Origin of the sequence: Streptomyces sp. NPDC048370, from assembly GCF_043200825.1 — a bacterium.
Taxonomy (GTDB): Bacteria; Actinomycetota; Actinomycetes; order Streptomycetales; family Streptomycetaceae; genus Streptomyces.
Window position 1 is genome coordinate 415,182 of record NZ_JBICYI010000005.1, and the last position, 18,566, is coordinate 433,747.

General features: G+C 73.4%; 16 protein-coding genes and 1 pseudogene. 2 read left to right on the top strand and 15 right to left on the bottom strand.

Annotated features, from left to right (window positions below):
• Positions 1–28 precede the first annotated feature (28 nt).
• From ACGFYP_RS14870 to ACGFYP_RS14905, 8 genes are all read right to left on the bottom strand, one after another.
• Positions 29–1,555: a hypothetical protein gene (locus tag ACGFYP_RS14870; protein WP_393492216.1), complete on the bottom strand. Its 1,527-nt coding sequence runs from the start codon at positions 1,553–1,555 to the stop codon at positions 29–31.
• Complete coding sequence (locus ACGFYP_RS14875) at positions 1,552–3,960, bottom strand: hypothetical protein (protein ID WP_393492219.1); 2,409 nt, start codon at positions 3,958–3,960, stop codon at positions 1,552–1,554. Before ACGFYP_RS14875 ends, ACGFYP_RS14870 begins: the two co-directional genes overlap by 4 nt.
• A complete protein-coding gene (locus ACGFYP_RS14880) occupies positions 3,957–4,748 on the bottom strand; it encodes a hypothetical protein (RefSeq protein ID WP_361964442.1) in 792 nt (263 codons plus the stop codon). Before ACGFYP_RS14880 ends, ACGFYP_RS14875 begins: the two co-directional genes overlap by 4 nt.
• A gap of 78 nt (positions 4,749–4,826) precedes the next feature.
• Positions 4,827–5,549 carry a Crp/Fnr family transcriptional regulator gene (locus tag ACGFYP_RS14885; protein ID WP_393492346.1) on the bottom strand — a complete coding sequence of 241 codons (723 nt, stop codon included), beginning with the start codon at positions 5,547–5,549 and terminating at the stop codon, positions 4,827–4,829.
• A 246-nt stretch (positions 5,550–5,795) separates the two neighbouring features.
• Positions 5,796–8,366, bottom strand: a complete 2,571-nt coding sequence (locus ACGFYP_RS14890; protein ID WP_393492223.1) for a polynucleotide kinase-phosphatase — start codon at positions 8,364–8,366, stop codon at positions 5,796–5,798.
• Entirely contained in the window at positions 8,363–9,940 is a 1,578-nt protein-coding gene (locus tag ACGFYP_RS14895; protein WP_393492227.1) for a 3' terminal RNA ribose 2'-O-methyltransferase Hen1, read from the bottom strand. Before ACGFYP_RS14895 ends, ACGFYP_RS14890 begins: the two co-directional genes overlap by 4 nt.
• Before the next feature lie 127 nt (positions 9,941–10,067).
• A complete protein-coding gene (gene mmuM / locus ACGFYP_RS14900) occupies positions 10,068–10,979 on the bottom strand; it encodes a homocysteine S-methyltransferase (protein ID WP_393492230.1) in 912 nt (303 codons plus the stop codon).
• A 13-nt stretch (positions 10,980–10,992) separates the two neighbouring features.
• Positions 10,993–11,916, bottom strand: coding sequence for an LLM class F420-dependent oxidoreductase (locus ACGFYP_RS14905; RefSeq protein ID WP_393492233.1), 924 nt, complete (start codon positions 11,914–11,916; stop codon positions 10,993–10,995).
• Positions 11,917–12,167: 251 nt separating this feature from the next.
• On the opposite strand from ACGFYP_RS14905, the gene ACGFYP_RS14910 reads away from it, so the two are divergent.
• Positions 12,168–12,386 (top strand): hypothetical protein, encoded by a 219-nt coding sequence (locus tag ACGFYP_RS14910; RefSeq protein WP_393492238.1) that lies wholly within the window; start codon positions 12,168–12,170, stop codon positions 12,384–12,386.
• Positions 12,387–12,412: 26 nt separating this feature from the next.
• Here ACGFYP_RS14910 and ACGFYP_RS14915 read toward each other — a convergent pair whose 3' ends face one another.
• The 5 genes from ACGFYP_RS14915 to ACGFYP_RS14935 all read right to left on the bottom strand — a co-directional run bounded on the left by ACGFYP_RS14915 (position 12,413) and on the right by ACGFYP_RS14935 (position 16,015).
• Complete coding sequence (locus ACGFYP_RS14915) at positions 12,413–12,910, bottom strand: DUF6099 family protein (RefSeq protein ID WP_393492242.1); 498 nt, start codon at positions 12,908–12,910, stop codon at positions 12,413–12,415.
• A gap of 126 nt (positions 12,911–13,036) precedes the next feature.
• Positions 13,037–13,417: a nucleotide pyrophosphohydrolase gene (locus ACGFYP_RS14920; RefSeq protein WP_393492247.1), complete on the bottom strand. Its 381-nt coding sequence runs from the start codon at positions 13,415–13,417 to the stop codon at positions 13,037–13,039.
• Positions 13,410–14,693, bottom strand: a complete 1,284-nt coding sequence (locus tag ACGFYP_RS14925; protein ID WP_393492250.1) for an ATP-binding protein — start codon at positions 14,691–14,693, stop codon at positions 13,410–13,412. The genes ACGFYP_RS14920 and ACGFYP_RS14925 overlap by 8 nt, the downstream gene beginning before the upstream one ends.
• A gap of 361 nt (positions 14,694–15,054) precedes the next feature.
• A complete protein-coding gene (locus ACGFYP_RS14930) occupies positions 15,055–15,480 on the bottom strand; it encodes a cell division protein SepF (protein ID WP_393492253.1) in 426 nt (141 codons plus the stop codon).
• A gap of 79 nt (positions 15,481–15,559) precedes the next feature.
• Positions 15,560–16,015 carry an Lrp/AsnC family transcriptional regulator gene (locus ACGFYP_RS14935; RefSeq protein WP_393492257.1) on the bottom strand — a complete coding sequence of 152 codons (456 nt, stop codon included), beginning with the start codon at positions 16,013–16,015 and terminating at the stop codon, positions 15,560–15,562.
• Between the two features lie 116 nt (positions 16,016–16,131).
• Between ACGFYP_RS14935 and ACGFYP_RS14940 the strand changes: the two genes are divergently transcribed.
• Positions 16,132–17,199, top strand: coding sequence for an asparaginase (locus tag ACGFYP_RS14940; RefSeq protein WP_393492261.1), 1,068 nt, complete (start codon positions 16,132–16,134; stop codon positions 17,197–17,199).
• A 37-nt stretch (positions 17,200–17,236) separates the two neighbouring features.
• Here the strand turns inward: ACGFYP_RS14940 and ACGFYP_RS14945 are convergent, their stop codons facing one another.
• Positions 17,237–18,394 carry a threonine aldolase family protein gene (locus tag ACGFYP_RS14945; protein WP_393492264.1) on the bottom strand — a complete coding sequence of 386 codons (1,158 nt, stop codon included), beginning with the start codon at positions 18,392–18,394 and terminating at the stop codon, positions 17,237–17,239.
• Positions 18,387–18,566: pseudogene (locus ACGFYP_RS14950) on the bottom strand (2-oxoacid:ferredoxin oxidoreductase subunit beta); the annotation flags it as partial. The pseudogene ACGFYP_RS14950 and the gene ACGFYP_RS14945, both read right to left, overlap by 8 nt.

An 18,566-nucleotide genomic window follows, 5' to 3' on the forward strand; every position in this document is an offset into this window, starting at 1 on the left:
GCCGGTACGGGCGAGGGCGTGGGCGCGGTCATTCCGTGTCCCAGTCGTCGAACTCGGAGCTGGGGCGGCGGGTACGGCCCCGATCCCGGTCGTCGAAGTCCCTCTCGTCGTACCGGCCGTCGTCGTGGCGTCGGTCGTCGTGGGGTCGGTCGGCGGTGTCGCGGTACCGGCGGCGGCGGGCGCGGTCGTCGCGGTCCCGTTCCGAGGACGACTGGACGCGGGTCGGCTCGTACACCGTCCGTGCCCCGTCGTCCCGCGTCTCCCGCGTGCCCTCCTCCCGCGCACCCTCCTCCCGCCCGTCCTCGTCGCGCTCCTCGTCCCGTTCGTCGTCGCGCCACGGCGGTGCGACGGGCTCGGGCGCTCCGCTGTCCAGGGCGAGCCTTCTGCGGCCCGAACCGGGCGGGTTGAGGACCCGGTTGGCGACTCCGCCGAGGACCGTGCCCGTGCTCTCCCGCAGGAACTCCAGTACCTGGTACATCGGTTCGCCGATGTCGTGCCGCTCCAGGACCCCGGTGTCGAGCAGGCGGTTGAAGACGGCGAGGAAGTCGGCCTGCCCCTCCCGCTTCTCGTGCTGGAGCTCGCGCCTGATCTCCCACTGCTTGTCGGGGTTCATCGCCATGTGGTGCGCGATCTGCGCCAGGTCGCCGCGCCGGAACAGCTCTTCGAGCTCGCGGGCCCGCTCCGCGACGAGCGCCCGCTCGCCCAGCTCCTTGAGCCGCCGCTGCTCCAGCTCCCGCTCGTCGACCTGGATCGACACCTCGATGATGTCCCGCTCGCCGACCTTCTCCTTGATGGCGTCGGCCAGGTCGATGAAGACCAGGACCCGGACGCGCAGACCCAGGTCCTCGCCGAGGCTGAAGCGCCCGGACTTCAGCTCCTCGCGTACGGCCTCGTCGGCGCGCTGCGCGTCGGTGAGCCGGAACCGCCTGGACACCGTCCGCAGCGCGTCCAGGAGGTCGTCCCGGAGCAACTCGGCCACGTTCCACACCTGTTGGGTGACGACGAGGTACGGGTCCGCCACCTCCCACACCACCCGTGCGGCGGCCTTGAAGAAGATGCCGTCCCCGGAGGCGGGCAGGCTCAGCTCGAACTCGGTGACATGGCGGCCGGTCAACACCTCGAAGACGGTGTACGGAGAGCCCAGCAGGGGCTTGTTGGTGTCCTCGGTGCGGTCGGGCCACATGATCCGGTGGCCGCCGTTGCGGTAGAGGAGCACCGCCGCGACCGCGCCGCTGGTCCGCCGGTACGGCGGCGACACCTCGCTGAACAGCGGCCCCGCGGCCTTCTCCCCGCCCGGCTGCCCCGACGGCTCCGGTGGGTCCGACCGCTCCACCTGCTCCGGCTTCTCCGGCCGTCCTCGCCGCCCGGCCTGCTGACCACGCTGTCCGCGCGCTCCTTGTGCGCCCTGTGCGCCCTGCGCTTCCTGTGCGCCCTGCCGGCGTCGCTGTCCCTGCCCGCCGCCCTGGCCGCCGCCCTGGCCACCGTTCTGCCCGCCGCCCTGGCCACCGTTCTGCCCGCCGCCCTGGCCGCCGTTCTGGTTCCGGGGGTCGTTCATCGCTCGGCTCCTTCCGCCACCGCGTCCCACATCCGGCCCGCGGCCCGCCGGTCCATCGGCCGGTCACGGTCGCCGACCAGTTCCTTGAGCAGCCCGCGCAGCCGGTCGCGGTCCCTGCGGGTCACCCCGAGCAGCGGCAGCAGCCGGCAGACGTGGTCGAGCGCCTCCTCGTCCTTCGCCGCGCGGCGGAGCAGGCTCCCCAGGCCGTCGAGTGCCGCATCTCCCGAGCGCGCTGTGCCGAGCGTGTGGCGCAGCAGCCCCGCGAGGTGCGGTGCGAGGGAGGGGCGGGTCGCGAGCAGGGCCACGAGGAGCGGCCGGGCGGCGTGCGCCTCCAGCTCGGGTACGTCCCGCAGCCCCCAGAGGTGGGTGGTCCGGAACGTCAGCGTGTTGAGCATCGAGACGAGGACCAGGTTGGCCAGGTTGAGCCGTCCGTCGCGGAGCCACGCCGCCATCCGCCGGACGACCGTCTCGGGGTCCCCCGAGGCGAGGAGCCGGACGACACTGAACGAGGCCGTGCCGATGACGTCCACGTCGGTGGCCTCCCGGCGGCGCACCACCCGCGCGAGCTCGTCGAGCGAGCCCGTCACGGTCCCGGCCGCGAGGACGTAGCCGTGGGCGAGCAGGACGGTGTCGAGGAGGTCCTCGTCGGCTCCGCTCGCCCACTCCTTCAGGACGGCGACGACGGCCGGCTGCACGCGCGGGTTGCGGGCGGCCTCCGCGAGCGCCGTGGCGGCCGCCATCCGCGGTACGGCGCTGTCCATGGCCGCCATCGGGGCGATCAGCTCGCCGAACCCGTAGATCCAGTCCCAGGAGCAGAGCACCCCGGCGGCGATGGAGGCCCGTACCCACACCTCGGGGCGCGGGTCGTGGCAGAGCGTCCTGAGCCAGCGGGAGACCGGGCCGCGCACGTTGTGGTAGCCGTCCCAGATCTCGGCGAGGACGGCCGTGGCCAGCGCCTCGCCCTGGAAGCGGACGGCCCGGACGGGGACCTTGGCCGGCCCGAGGTCGAGCTCGCCGTCCTCGAGGACCGAGCGGGCGAGGACTGGCCTGCTGTCTGCGTGGGTGCCGAAAAGCCGTCGCCCCGGCGGCTGTTCGGGGTCGAGGGTGGAGGCCAGCTCCCAGGTGAGGAGCTCGGCGGCCTCGGCGGCGATGCTGTACGCGGAGCCGTTGAAGACGGCGACGGCGATCCGGAACGCGGTGGCGTTGAGGGCGGGCAGCGCCTCCGGCAGCGTGCCGGGACGGTCCGCGCCGGCGAACCAGGAGCGCGCCTGCGCGCGGACGAACGCCGAGCAGTCCTCCAGGAGTTCCGCGTCGGTCAGCTCCTCCTTCTGCCGCCGTGCCAGGTGGTCGGCGAGCCGGGCGGCCTCCCGGGGCCGCAGGGCGTCGAGGCCGAGGGCCTTGGTGACGTCCGCGCGCCGGGCCAGGGCCCGCGCGCCGTCGAGTGCGCCCTCGGGCTCGCCCCGCAGCAGCGTCCGCAGGTGGCGGTGGAGGACCTCGTCGGAGGGCGGCGGCGGGCAGTACATCCCGTACCGTCCGCGCAGCAGCCGGTCGGCGAGGTCGCCGCTCTCGACGAGGACGACTCCGTACGCATCCTGTCCGCGCAGCTGCTCGCTGAACCGGTCGAGGTGGAGTTCGGAGAGGCGTACGCGGGTCCTGCGGGGCCGGTCGCGGTGCTCGTCACCGCCCCGGTGCGGCTCGTGCTCGGCGCGGCCGTCGTCGGACGGCAGTTCGAGGAGGTGGCCGAAGCCGCGTTCCAGGGCCGCCGTGTCGATCTCGTCGACACGGTGGCGGGGGTCGAGCCGGTTGACCTTGTGGTCGGTGACCTCGGAGAGCAGGGCGAGGGCGGTGGCCTTGCGGCCGCTGCCGGGTTCGCCACACAGGACGAGGAGCCGGTTGCCGCGCAGGAGGTCCCTCATCCGCGCGTAGCCGGGGACTTCGCGGTACACGTCGTCCAGGTGCAGGAGCGTCTCCTGCGGCACCGCGCCCTGGACCAGTTCGGGCCGGGTGCCCGCCCAGAACTGGGTGATCCACTGGTTGCCCTCGTAGATGTGGCCGTCGCCGCCGATGTCGTAGCTGCGGCCGGCCGGGCGGGGGGCGAGGGTGCGCAGGGCGGCGCGCGCGGTTCCGGCGCCGCCGGTGCCGCCCACGCCGTCGACCGGGCTGCGGCCCGCCCGCTCGAACGGGTTGGCCTCGGGCGGCTGTTCGCCACCGGCTCCTTCGGTACGGTCGGTGGCGCCACGGTCCGTACCGGACCGGTCGGAGCCCGACCGTTCCGACCGATCGGATCCCCCGGCCCTGTCGCCTCCCGACCTGCCGTCCGACCTCTCGTCCGCCCTGTCGCCTCCCCCGGCCGCGGGGCCGTCGTCGCGGGCCGCGTCCTGCCCGGAGGCGTCGTCGTCGCTCATGCGCCCTCCCCCGTGCGAACGCCGGTGAAGTCGCCGTTGATCGTGTTCCCCTCGAACACGTTCAGGTCACGGCCCGCTCTGTACTGCCTGCTGCCGTCGGTGGGCGGTGGGCCGTCCCCCCGCGCCGGCCCACCGCCGGTCTCGGTGTCACCCGTGCCACGCCCGCTCTCCTCGCCCGGCAGCGGCGGCGCCGGGAGGCGGGGGATGTGGAACCAGGCGATCTCGTCGGTCTCCTTGGAGCGCACCCGGGCCGGCCGGTAGTGCCCCGGCTCGACGTAACGGCCGCCCTCGACGACCACGTTGGCGTAGAGCCAGTCCGAGACGACCACGAGCAGGTCGGCCTCGGGCGCCGCGGCCATGACCTCCTTGGCCGTGGGGCTGTCGCAGAGCCTGCAGGCGAGGTCGACCGCCCGCCCGACCAGGCCGTGGCCGTCCTCCAGGACGAGTCCCGCGTTCATGCCGACCCGTATCCGCAGCCGGTCGCGGCGCCCCGCGTTGTGCTCGCGGAGGCTCTCGTACAGGGTGTCGATCCACCGTCCGACGACGAACATCGGCGGTACGTCGGGGCGCAGCGCCGCGAGGATGCCGTCGCCGCGGTCCTCCTGGTGGACGGTGTCCGGTTCGACGCCGATGGCGGCGTACGCCTCGCCGAACGCCTCGTACATGGTGGCGCGCATCAGCCGTTTCGCGTCCATGCCCAAGGTGCCGGATCCGACGGCGTCACCGAAGACGACCAGCCGGTGGATCGCTCCCGCGCTCGCTCCTACGCTCGCTCCCGCAGTGCTCACTCGGACTCCCTGTGTATGCCGTGGTGCCGTGGTGACGGGTCAAGCCTGGCCGCGCGCGGCGGCCGGCAATGTAGCCGTTTACACACCCGGCGGAGATTTCTCCGCCGTGGGCGTGCGGGGTGGTCTGCCCTGGGCCAGGAGGAGCAGGACGGGCATGTCGACGACGACGACCCGGCGGTTGGCGGTGCGGACGACGTCCTGTTCCCGCAGCAGCCGGAGGGCCTTGGCCACCGCCTCCCTGGTCGCCCCGACGGCGGCGGCCAGGTCGTGCTGCGGCAGCGGGAGTTCGAGTACGGTCCCGCTCTCGGCGCGCCGGCCCGCCCGCTCGGCCAGTTCGACGAGGCGGGCGGCGAGCCGCTGGAGCACCGTCTCGGAGGCGAGGGCGCGGCGCTCGACGTCGGCGCTGCGCAGCCGGGCGGAGAGCTGCCGCATGATCAGTGCGGTGGCGTGCGGGTGGGTGGCGAGGAAGTGCCGGAAGCGGTCGCCCGAGACGGCCACGGCCTCCACGCGGCCGAGCGCGGTGACGGTGGCGCTGCGCGGCCGCCGGTCCACGGCGGCGAGGTCGCCGACGACCTCGCCCGCGCCGCGCAGGGCGAGAATGAGCCGGGTGCCGCGCTCCGTCTCGACGGAGACGACCGACCAGCCCGAGGTGAGCGCGAGGACGTACGCGGAGGTGTCGCGCTCACGGATCATCACCTCGCCGGGATCGTAGGAGCGGGGGCTTCCCGCGGCGAGGAGTGCCCTGCGGTCCTGGTCGGGCAGGGCGTGGAGGAACGAGCGGTCCTGGCCGAAAAGACTCACCGTCACTCACCCCCGCTCCCGCCCGATCCGCCCGCGCGGCCTTGCGGCCACGTGAAGGAACCGCGCACGTCTGCGCCCTCGCGTGTGTTGGACCCACCTCAAGTGCCGTGCGTCATCACTCTGTTGACGCTGCGTCACGCCGTGGGGTGAAGAACGCTAGGGGTTGGCGAGAAGACGTGCCAACGAGCACGGGGGGCGCAGGGGAGCGCCTCCATCCACTCCCCTGCGCCCCCCGTGACGGCACCGTTACAGACGCGGATCCACCGGCTCGGACTCCAGTGCGAGCACCGCGAAGACGGCCTCGTGCACCCGCCAGAGCGGCTCCTCCTCGGCCAGCCGGTCCAGCGCCTCCAGGCCAAGCGCGAACTCGCGGAGCGCCAGCGAGCGCTTGTGGCCGAGGAACCGGTTGCGCAGCCGCTCCAGGTTCTCCGGGCGGGTGTACTCGGGGCCGTAGATGATCCGCAGGTACTCACGGCCGCGGACCTTCACCCCCGGCTGGACGAGCCTGCCGTCGGCGCCGCGCACGAGTGCGGCGAGCGGCTTGACGACCATGCCCTCGCCGCCGGCCGCGGTCATCTCCAGCCACCAGTCGACACCGGCCCGTACCGACTCCTGGTCGCCCGTGTCGACGATCAGCCGGCGCGTGACCTGGAGCAGACCGGTCGGGTCGGCCTCGACCAGCCGGTCGAGCCATCCGAGCTGCTCGTCGTGGGGTACGGCCGCCAGCGAACGGCCCCGCACGGCGAGGACCTGGAAGGGCGCGAAGCGCACGCCTTCGAGCCCCTGCGTCGGCCAGCAGTACCGTCGGTACGCCTCGGTGAACGCCTCGGCGTCCGCCGCCCGTTCCCGCTGCTTGGCCAGGAGCGCGTCCACGCCCGCGATCCCGCGCGCCGCCGCCTGCTCCAGTGCGCCGAGCGCGCCGGGGAAGACGGCGCGGGAGGCCGCGCCGACGGCCGCGTACTGCGAGCGGAGCAGCCCGGCCGACTTCAGCGACCAGGGCATGAGCTCGCCGTCGAGCAGCAGCCAGTCCGTGTCGAGCGTCTCCCAGAGACCGGCGGCGGTGATCGCCGAGCGCAGCCGCGCCAGGACCTCTTCGGTGACCGCCTCTTCGTCGAAGAAGGGGCGTCCGGTACGGGTGTGCAGCGCGCCGGTGGGGCCGTCGACCCCGAACCGCTCGCGCGCCGCGGCCGCGTCGCGGCAGACCAGCGCGACCGCCCGCGAACCCATGTGCTTCTCCTCGCACACGACCCGTTCGACCCCGTCCGCCTTGTACTGCGCGAACGCCTCCGCCGGGTGCTCCAGGTAGCCCTCCCGCTTCGAGGTCGCGGTCGGCGCCATCGTCGGCGGCAGGTGGGCGAGCAGCCGCGGGTCGACCGCGAACCGGCTCATGACTTCGAGCGCGGCGGCCGCGTTCTCCTCGCGTACGGACACGTTGCCCATCTGCCGGGTCTCCACGATCCGGCGTCCGTGCACGTCGGCGAGGTCGAGGGGCCGTCCCTCGTGGCCGCCTGGCGCGTCGGTGAGGAGCGGGCGGGCCGGCTCGTACCAGACCTTCTCCGCCGGTACGTCGACGAGCTCGCGCTCCGGCCAGCGCAGCGCGGTCATCTTCCCGCCGAAGACCGCGCCGGTGTCCAGGCAGATGGTGTTGTTGACCCAGGAGGTGTTCGGGACGGGCGTGTGGCCGTAGACGACGGTGGCCCTGCCCCGGTACTCCTCCGCCCACGGGTAGCGCACGGGCAGCCCGAACTCGTCGGTCTCCCCCGTCGTGTCCCCGTACAGCGCGTGCGAGCGCACCCGGCCGGAGGTCCGGCCGTGGTACTTCTCCGGCAGACCGGCGTGGCAGACGACCAGCTTGCCCTCGTCGAGGACGTAGTGGCTGACGAGCCCGTCGATGAACGCGCCCACCTCGGCGCGGAACTCCTCGGTCTCGCGCCCCAGCTGCTCGATGGTCTCGGCGAGGCCGTGGGTCTCCTGGACCTTGCGGCCCTTGAGCCAGCGGCCCAGCTTGTTCTCGTGGTTGCCGGGCACGCAGAGCGCGTCCCCCGCCGCCACCATGGACATCACGCGCCGCAGGACGCCCGGGCTGTCCGGGCCCCGGTCGACGAGGTCGCCGACGAAGACGGCCGTACGGCCCTCGGGGTGGTGGCCGTCGACGTACCCGAGGCGGGCGAGCAGGGTCTCCAGCTCGGAGCGGCAGCCGTGGATGTCACCGATGATGTCGAAGGGTCCTGTGAGGTGGCGCAGGTCGTTGAACCGCTTCTCCAGGACGACCTCGGCGGCCTCCACCTCCTCGACGCTCCGCAGGACGTGCACCTTGCGGAAGCCCTCGCGCTCCAGGCCGCGCAGCGAGCGCCGCAGCTCGCGGCGGTGGCGCTGGACGACGTGCCGGGGCATGTCGGCGCGGTCGGGGCGGGCCGCGTTCCGGCTCTGGCAGAGCTCCTCGGGCAGGTCGAGCACGATCGCGATCGGGAGCACGTCGTGCTTCCGGGCCAGCTGGACGAGCTGGCGCCTGGCCTCCTGCTGGACGTTGGTGGCGTCGACGACGGTCAGCCGGCCGGCCTCAAGACGCTTGCCCGCGATGTAGTGCAGGACGTCGAAGGCGTCCTTGCTGGCGCTCTGGTCGTTCTCGTCGTCGGCGACCAGGCCCCGGCAGAAGTCGGAGGAGACGACCTCGGTGGGCTTGAAGTGGCGGCGCGCGAAGGTGGACTTGCCGGAGCCGCTCGCCCCGATCAGGACCACGAGGGACAGGTCGGTGACGGGCAGCCTGCGGGCGCGGGTGGCGGCGCTCGCGGCCTCGGTTCCGGTCTCGGTCGTCATGCCTGCTCCTCCTTCGGTGTGGTCGGGGTGGTGGGGGCGGTCCGCTCGGTCGGGGCGGTCCGGTCGGCCGGGGCGGTCCGGTCGGCCGGGGCGGTCCGGTCGGCCGGGGCGGTCCGGTCGGCCGGGGCGGTCTGGGCGCCCTGGGTGAAGACGGCCATCTGGGTGGGCGGCCCGACCTCGGGGTCGTCGGGGCCGACGGGCGTGAACTCGACGCCGTATCCGTACTGTTCGGCGACGCGCCCCGCCCAGGCGCGGAACTCCTCGCGGTTCCACTCGAAGCGGTGGTCGCTGTGCCGGACGTGTCCGGCCGGCAGGGACTCCCAGCGGACGTTGTACTCCACGTTCGGTGTGGTCACGAGGACCGTCCGGGGGCGCGCAGAGCCGAACACGGCGTATTCGAGCGCGGGCAGCCTGGGCAGGTCGAGGTGCTCGATGACCTCGCTCAGGACCGCCGCGTCGTAGCCGGTGAGCCGCTTGTCGGTGTACGCGAGCGAGCCCTGGATCAGCTTCACCCGGCCGGCCTGGCGCTCGCCGAGCCGTTCGAGGCGCAGCCGGCGCCCGGCGACGGTCAGGGCCCGTACGGACACGTCGACGCCGACGATGTCGGTGAAGCGCACGTCCTTGAGCAGCGCCTGCACCAACTGGCCCTGTCCGCAGCCGAGGTCGAGCACCCGGGTCGCGTCCGCGGCGCGCAGGGCGGCGAGGATCGCGTCCCGGCGCTGGACGGCGAGCGGCACCGGCTTCTCGTCGGTGTCGGTCGTCTCGTCGACCGCGTTGTCGACGGCCTCGACGTCGAGGCCGTCGGCCTCGGCGAGGCGCGCGAGCTCCAGGCGCTCCATGGCGTCCCGGGTCAGGCCCCAGCGGCGGGAGAGGTAGCGGCTGGTGATCAGCTGCTGCTCGGGGTGGTCGGCCAGCCAGCCGTCACCTGCGCGCAGCAGCTTGTCGACCTCGTCGGGCGAGACCCAGTAGTGCTTGGCGTCGTCGAGGACGGGCAGCAGGACGTACAGCTGGTTGAGCGCGTCGGCGAGCCGCAGCTCCCCTTCGAGGACGAGGCGCACGTAGCGCGAGTCGCCCCACTCGGGGAACGCGGTGTCCAGCTCCACCGGCTCCGCCTCGATCATGTCCCAGCCGAGGGGCGCGAACAGCTTGCGGACCAGTTCGGCTCCGCCGCGGGCGGGGAGCGCCGGAACCTCGACGCGGAGCGGCAGCGGCGCGGCGGCCCGCTCGGGCATCGCCTTGCAGGCACCGTGCAGGGCGCTCTTGAAGACGGTGGCGAGGGCGACGGCGAGGAGCGAGGACGCGGCGTAGGGCCGGTCGTTCACGTACTGCGCGAGCGCGGAATCGGGGGCGCCGCCCCGGCCCTTGCCCTTACCGCGCCGCACAAGACCCACGGGGTCGATCTCCAGGAGGAGCGCGGCCGTGCACCGCTCGGCGGTCGCCTCGGGGTAGAGGACGTGCGCCGTGCCGTGCGAGGTCGAGAACGTCTGCGCGTTGTCGGGATGCTTGTGCAGCAGGAAGCCCAGATCGGTCGCGGGACGCTCGGGGGTGCCGGTGGTGCTGATCGTCAGGAACACACGTCCGAGTATGGTCCGAGAGCCCGGCTCCGACCAGGCATTTTTCCTCGCCGCCGACCCACCGACCCACCGTGCCCCGTGCCGCCGTGCCGGTGGCTACACCCCTCGGTACTCCACCGGGTCGTCGTCACCCCGCCCGGGACGCGAGGGCGGCGGACAGGGCCGCGACACGGTCGGGGCCCACCCGGCAGCAGCCGCCGATCAGCCGGGCCCCGGCGGCGGGCCAGTCCCGCATCCGCTCCGGGTCGAAGGACCCGGTGCCGCGCCAGGCACGGGCACCGGCGTCCCACTCCTCCCCGCTGTTGGGGTAGACGACGACCGGCTTCCCCGTGGCCCCGGCCGCGATCTCCACGGCCCGCGCCGCGTCCGCCGGCTCGCAGCAGTTGACCCCGACCGCGAGCACCTGGTCGTTCCCCGCGACGAGCCCGAACGCCTCGGCAAGCCCCTGCCCGGCCCTGGTCCGCTCCCCCGCCACGGTGTACGAGAGCCAGACCGGCACCCCGCACCCCTCGACGGCCCGCAGCAACGCCTCCCCCTCGACCATGTCCGGCACCGTCTCCAGGGCCAGCACATCCGGCCCCGCCGCCGCGAGCACCTCGATCCGGGGCCGGTGGAACCGCTCGAGCTCCCGCACGGTCAGCCCGTACCGTCCCCGGTACTCGCTGCCGTCGGCGAGCATCGCTCCGTACGGCCCCACCGACGCGGCCACCCACACCGGCGCCGCCGCGCCCTCCGCCGCCGCCCGGGCCAGCTCCACGCTCCGCCCGAGCAGCCGCGCCGCCTCCGCCCGTGCCACACCGCGCCGGGCGAAGCCCTCGAAGGTGGCCTGGTAGCTCGCGGTGATCAGCACCCGGGCGCCCGCCCGCACATAGGCGGTGTGCGCCGCCTCGATCTGCTCGGGCCCGTCGGCGAGCAGCCGCGCCGACCACAGCTCGTCGCCCAGGTCGCAGCCCTGGGCCTCCAACTGGTTGGAGAGCCCGCCGTCGAGGACGAGCACGTCCCGGGCGAGCGCCTCGGCGAGGGTGCGGACGGGTCTCATCGCGCGCCTCCGCTCAGCCGAGCTGCGACTGGACCTGGGCGGAGATCAGCTCCAGATGGTCCAGGTCGTCCAGGTCGAGGACCTGGAGGTAGATCCTGGACGCCCCGATCGCTCCGTACCGCCCGATCTTGTCGACGACTTCGGCGGGCGATCCCGCGAGACCGTTCGCCTTCAGCTCCTCCACGTCCCGCCCGATGGCCGCCGCCCGACGGGCCACCTCCGCGTCGTCCTTGCCGACGCAGACCACCAGGGCGTTGGAGTACACAAGCTCGTCCGCCCGGCGACCGGCGGCCTCGGCGGCGGCCCGGACGCGCCCGAACTGCCGCTCGCTGTCCTCCAGCGAGGCGAAGGGGATGTTGAACTCGTCGGCGTACCGCGCGGCCAGGCGCGGGGTGCGGGTCGCGCCGTGCCCTCCGATGAGCACCGGGATCCTGGCCTGGGCCGGCTTGGGGAGCGCGGGCGAGTCGGCGAGCTGGTAGAACTCGCCCTCGTAGGAGAACTTCTCGCCCAGCTCGGTGTTCCACAGCCCGGTGACGATCGCCAGCTGCTCTTCGAGACGGCCGAACTTCTCCTTGGGGAACGGGATGCCGTACGCCCGGTGCTCCTCCTCGAACCAGCCGGCCCCCAGGCCCAGTTCGACCCGGCCGCCGGACATCTGGTCGACCTGGGCGACCTGGATGGCCAGGACTCCGGGGAGGCGGAACGTGCCGGCGGTCATCAGCGTGCCGAGCCGGATCCGCCGGGTCTCCCGGGCGAGGCCGGCCAGGGTGATCCAGGCGTCTGTCGGCCCGGGCAGCCCGTCGGCCGAGCCCATGCTGACGTAGTGGTCGGACCGGAAGAAGGCGTCGAAGCCGAGGTCCTCGGTGGCCTTGGCGACCGTGAGCAGGGTGTCGTAGCTGGCCCCTTGCTGGGGCTCGGTGAAGATTCGAAGATCCATGCCTCCATCCTGCACCGCCGGGCGGCCGTCAACCTTTCCGTCAGCCCCAGGGCCGCTCCTGCCCGGTCGGGTGAATATCGGACTCTCCGGCGGGGCGCGTCCCGCCGGGCCAGTGACCGTGGCCCGGCACGCGTCGTTGGCTCGGGCGGAGCCGGACCGCCCGGCGCCCGCGTGCCGGCGGCCGCTGCCGGTGCGTCGTTCTCCCATGTCGCCCGTCCCTCCGGGGAAGGGCCTGGGCCGAGGAGGCCGCCATGTCCCAGGAAGCCGCGCCCGAAAGGGCGATGCCCGAGCAGCCGGTGCAGCAGTCCGTGCCCGAGCAGAAGGGCGCCGGCGCCCCCAAGGGCCTGCTGCAGCAGATGGAGGAGCTGATGGCGGCGCTCACCGCCGACCTGTCGCAGCTCGACGCCGACCTTCAGTCCTCGGCGGACCGTCTGGAGACCGAGGCGAAGGACGAGCCCCGCGCGGGCTGACGGCTCCCCGGCCGCCCGCCGGCGACTCATGACGACCCCGCCGGACCCGCCCGGCCCCGGGCGGCATCGGGCGGCCGGTCCCGCTCCCGGACCGCGAGCCTGCGCAGCATCCCGCGCACCCGGTCGTTCGACTCGTCGGCGGCGTCGATGGCCTCGATGCACTGCCAGTACAGCCCCTCCTCGTCGGTCGCGCAGGCCACGCCGACCAGGGCGATCCCCACTTCCCCGAGCAGCGCCCCGAGCGCGGTCAACGCCACGCGCGGATTGACCACTTCGGTGAGCTGGGCGGCTCTCGGTCCGCCCGTCCCGAGCACGGGGTGGTCGCTCACCGTCCCGCGCCCGCCGCCGATCTCGCTCAGCCCCCGCGCCTCGCTCCGCAGCTCCTGCGGTCCGCAGAGGGCGAGATGACTCCCTATCGCCTGCGCGAGGGCCTGGGCCTGCCAGGCCTCCGCGACGATGTCCATGGCCGTCCCGCTCTGTGCGAGCGCGTGCCGGCCTGCCGCGATCAGTCGCTCCGCTTCCATGTACGCCGCCCCCGTTCGTACGACTTACTGCCCACTGACTCCATTACCCAGCGTGAAGGCGCCTGAGCCCCAACGCCAGAGGAATTCGGAAATCTGTGGACAGGAAGCTCGATGGGGCAATCTCGATCACTCCGAAGAGTGACGAAAACCGTTTTCGGTCGCGCGCCCGTCCCCACCCGGGGGTCGTCCGGCGGGAAAGCGGAGTTCATTCCTTTCGATCTTCGCCGCCAGCGCGGCGAGTGGATCGACGCCCAACACCTCGCAGAACTGCAGCAGATAGGCCAGCACGTCCGCGACCTCGTCCTCGACCCGGTGGGCCTTTTCCGGGTCCTCCATCACCCGCTGCGCCTGCTCGGGCGTCAACCACTGGAAGATCTCCAGGAGTTCGGCCGCCTCGACGCTGAGCGCCGCCGCCAAGTTCTTGGGGGTGTGGTACGGCTGCCACTCCCGCGCGGCCGCGAACTCGGCCAGCCTGCGCTGCAATCCCGCTACATCCAGTTCACTCACGCCCCAGGTCTACCACCGACACCCCCGGTGTCTCGCGTGCGTATCCCGCGGCCCACTCCCCCACCGTGCCGACGCACCGGATGTGCCCATCGGCGCAGATGTCGGCGGCGAGGCCGAACAGCGCGCGCAGCTGGGGTCCGTCGAGGGACCGGTCGAGGCCGTCGGCGAGGATCGTCAGGGTCCTCATGGCGGCGGGCACCTCGCCGAGCTGGTCCATGGCGAGCACGCCCGGCCCGGTGAGCAGGACGAGCGCGAGGGCGAGATAGCGCAGTTCGCCGTCGCCGAGCCGGCCGAGCGGGGTCGCGCCGGGCGCCCTGCGCGGCGCCGGAACCACGGCGTCCCCCGCCGCCCACGCGGACGGCGTGGCCGAGGTGGCATGGCCGGCCGAGGTGGCATGGCCCGCCGATGCGGCCGCGCCCGGCCACCTCGCGCCGCCCGGTGCGCGCTCGAGCAGCGCCCGTACTGTCGCGTCGGGCAGCTCCTCCACCCGCAGCCCGGTCACGACGCCCGCGCAGCCGGCGCCCGCCACCGCCGCGAGCCGGGCGTGGCGGCGCGGGCACTCGGCGGCGGTGCGGTGCAGCACCTCGGCCAGGTTGTCGCAGCCGCGCCGCAGCCTCCCCTCGCCGATCGCCACGGGTCCCCGCATCCGCGCGGGCTGCGGATCGCAGGGGAACACCGAACGCAGCGCCACCACCACCTGCTCGGCCGCCGCCAGGACTTCCAGCTGCCCCTTCGTCTTGCCGGCCACCCGCAGCGGGAGCAGCGCGGTGCCGAGGAGGTCGTCGGGGAAGGGTGCTCGGGTGACGGGCGTGGCACCCGCGGTGTGCCATTCGGCCTGGACGGTGCTGCGGCCGGGGTCGCGGAGCGCGGTGGTGAGCAGCGTACGGCCGCGGCAGGTGAGCCGTTCGCCGACGATGCGGAGCGTGGGTTCGGCCTGGACCGCGAGGTCGAGGCGGACGGGCCCGGCCGGGCCGTCGACGGTGCAGCCGATCCGGAAGCCCCGCCTTCCCTGGGCGTCCGGCCGGGCCCGTTCGGGCACGCAGGCGACGGCGTCGGGGAACGCGGCGGCCAGGTCCTCTCCGGCGCCGAGCCGGGCGAGCGCCTCGTAGGCCCGCAGGGTGCTGGACTTGCCGCTGCCGCTCGCCCCGGTGAAGAGCGTCACGGGGCCGAGGGGGTGGACGGCGGCGCGGTGGGCGGCGAAGGCCGAGAGGCGGAGTTCGGTGACTGCGGGGCGGGCGGGCCGGCGCGCGGAGGCGTCCATCAGCTGGCGCAGCATGTCGCGACGCGCGGCACGACCACCGGTCCCGCCGTTCCCGCCAGGCCCGCCAGGCCCGCCAGAACCACCGACACCCGGACCACCGACTGCCGGGCCGCGCACGGCCGTAGCACCGCCCGCCGGGCCGCCACCCACCGGAGCACCACCCGCCTGGCCCCCACCCACCGGACCGCCACCGGCCGGGGCCCGCTCCCCGGCGGGGCCGCGTAAGGGGGCCCGGACCGGGGTCGTACAGGCTCGGGATGCGGCGGAGGACGAGGAGGGGGAGGAGACGGAATCGGGCGTGTGGCCGCCGGTGGAGTCCATGATCGGACCGTACGCAGCCCCGCGGATGACGAACCGTTACGCCCTCTCCATCTTCCTACGATCGGGGGACGGTCACCCCGGCCGCGTCCTCTCCGGCCTCCGCGTCGGACGTGCCTTCGACCTCCGTACCGGCCGGAGCGAGCAGGAAGACGTTGCGGTCGACCCGGTGCATGCCGCTGCCGAGCCCGAACACGACGCCGCTGCTGAAGTCCAGGATCCGCTTGGCCACTTCGGTGTCGGCGCTGGTCAGATCGAGGAGGACCGGGATCCGGGCGATGAGGTACTCGGCGACCTCGCGGGCGTCGGCGAAGACCTGCACGCGCAGGACGACCATGCGGCGCTGCTCCGCCGCCTCGTACGGGTCGGCCATCGCGCGGTGGTCGACCCTGGACGGCCATTCGTCACGGCCGCGCAGGGGGACGACCTGCGCGAGGCCCTCCCACTGCTCGTCGGTGACGTCGTACCTCTCGTACCTACTCATGCGCCCATCCTCCCGTTTCTCACCCGTTCGGCCCAACACCGACACGAGTGGACTCCGGCCGACCCGTTCACGGAGGTCGTCAGCGTTCGACCGGCAGTCCGTGCGGTTCCTTGACCCGCTTCATGATGATCTGCGAGTTGACCTCCGTGACGCCCGCGAGTGAGGTCAGCCGCTCGATCCAGAGCCGTTCGTACGCGGCGAGGTCGGCGACCGCGATGCGCAGGAGGCAGCCGGGGCTGCCGAAGAGGCGGTAGGCCTCGATGACGTCGGGGATCTCCTGCAGGGCCGCCTCGAAGGCCTCGACGGTCTCCCGGTCACGCCGGACCTCGATCGAGACGAGCACCTCGAAACCGCGCCCGACGGCCGCGGGGTCGATCACCGCCCGGTACCCCTGGATCACCCCGTCGTCCTCCAGCTGCCGCACGCGCCGCAGGCAGGCGGAGGCGCTGAGGCCGATGCGCTGGGCGAGCTCCAGATTGGTCAGACGGCCGTCGTCCTGAAGCTCGCGCAAGATGCTGCGGTCGATCCGGTCCATAGCGCAATTATGCACGCCTGAATTCATGCTTCCGGCGCCGAACTCGCAATCACATTGCACACAAGCTGACCTATCGTTGCGAAGGCGACTACCTTCGATCCCCGGGACAGACAGCCATGCAGTGGACACGCGACGACCGGCCCCGCCGGATCACCCTCATCAGCACGGGCGGCACCATAGCCAGCCGCTGGCAGGGCACCGGTTACGCCGCCGACGCGTCCGGTGACGACGTCCTGGCCACCTCGGCGCTGCCCGAGGGCGTGACGGTCGAGGTCGTCGACCTCTTCAACGTCAACAGCTCCCGGATGACCTCGGTGCGGCAGCTCACCCTGCTGCACGCGGTCCACGCGGCGCTCGCCGACCCGGGCGTGGACGGCGTCGTGGTCACGCACGGCACGGACACCCTGGAGGAGTCCGCCTTCTTCCTGGACCTCCACCACGCGGACCCCCGCCCGGTCGTCTTCACCGGCGCGCAGCGTCCGCTCGGTACGGGGGACGGCGACGGCCCCGGCAACGTGTACGACGCCCTGCAGGTCGCCGCCTCTGTGCGCGACCTGGGCGTCCTCGTGGTCTTCGACGGCCGGGTGCACGCGGCGCGCGGCACGGTGAAGACGCAGACCCTGGCGGCGGACGCGTTCGCCGATCCCACGGAGAGCGGCCTCGGGAAGGTCGGCTTCGGCAGCGTGCACATCCGCCGCAGCCCGGACCGGCCCACTCCGCTGCCCCTGCCCACGGCGAACCCCGCTTCCGAGGAGCTGCCGCGGGTCGACGTGGTCATGCACCACAGCGACGGCGACCCGCTCTTCCTGAACACCTCCGTCGCGGCCGGCGCCGGGGGCGTCGTCCTCGTCGGTACGGGAGCGGGCAACGCCACCCCCGAGATCGCCGCGGCCGTCGGCGCGGCCGTCGCCCAGGGCACCCTGATGGCCCTCAGCACGCGGGTCCCCGCCGGCCCGATCGCCGAGCTGTACACCGGCGGCGGGGCCGTGGACCTGGTCGCCGCCGGAGCCGTACCCGCCGGGACACTACGGGCGGGGCAGGCCCGGATGGCCGTCCTGGCGACCCTCCTTGCGGACGTCTCCCCGGAGCGCCGCCCGGCCCTGCTGCACAGCCTGCTGAACGGCCCGGCCCGCCCGGAGCCCGCCCTGACGGCGTCCGGCTCCCGCTTCTCCGGCGCTGCCTGACTCCGCCTGACTCCGTCGCGTACGAGAAGGGGAAACGTCACTCCCGCACACAGTGGTGGCGTGACCGGTCACGAGGGCGCGGGATCGGCGACGGCGTGGACGGCTTCGGAGACTCCGACGCCGCTGTGGCATGGCGGCGGATCGCGGACAGGAGCGCGTCCACATCGGCGGCCGAGTGCGCGAACGACGTCACGAACCGGACCACGCCCGGCTCCCAGCGGTCGTGGTAGAAGGCGTAGCCGTCGGCGAGCAGCCCCTTGGTGACGTGAGGGGCGAGCACGCAGAAGACCATGTTCATCTGGGGCTCGGCGGCGGGCAGTTCGACACCCGGGACACCCGCCAGGTCCTCCAGGCCCTCCCGCAGTCGGGAGGCCAGAGCGTTCGCGCGGTCGGCGTTGCGCAGCCAGAGGCCGTCGGAGAGGTAGGCGTCGAGCTGCGCGGCGTGGAAGCGCGCCTTGGCGGCGAGCTGTCCGGCGCGCTTGACGCGGGCGGCCAGTTCGGCGGAGAGGGACGGGTCGAAGGAGATGACCGCGTCCGCGGTCATCGTGCCGTTCTTCGTCGTGCCGAACGACAGGACGTCGATGCCTGCCTTCCAACTCATCTCCGCCGGGGTGACGTCGAGACGGCTGAGCGCGTTGGCGAAGCGAGCGCCGTCCATGTGCACGCCAAGACCGGAGGCCTTGGCGATCAGGCACAGGGTACGGATCTCCTCGACGGTGTACACGCCGCCGGTTTCCGTGCCTTGGCTGAGGGTGAGGGCCGAGGGCTGGACGCTGTGCACGTCGCCCGCGCGCCGTCGTATCTCGCGCAGCAGGGCCTCGGGGTCGACCTTGCTGTCGGCGCCGGGGACGGTGACGACCTTGGAACCGCCCGTGAAGAACTCGGCGGCACCGCACTCGTCGTTGTGCACATGGCTCCCCCAGTGGCACAGGATGCTTCCCCAGGGGCGGGCGAGGGCCGACAGGGCGAGGCCGTTGGCGGCGGTTCCGGAGGAGACCAGGAAGACGTCGAGATCGCACTCGAAGACCTCCCTGAGGCGGCGACGGACGGAGTCCGTGTACGGATCGGCGCCGTACGGCATGACATGCCCGGCCGAAGCCGCCGCAACCGCTTCCCAGATCTCGGGAGAGGCGCCGGCCGTGTTGTCGCTCAGGAAGTTCCGTCCCACGGCTTCGCCCTCGCCGGTGTCACGCATCGCGCGTCCAGGTGTCGTTGCCGGCGAGGAGTTGTCCGAGGTCGCCCTTGCCGTGTTGTTCGATGGCGGTGTCGAGCTGGTCGGCCATGAGGGTGTCGTAGACCGGGCGTTGGACGGAGCGGAACACGCCGATCGGTGTCTGGTGGAGGGTGTCGGGGTCGGCGAGCCGGGA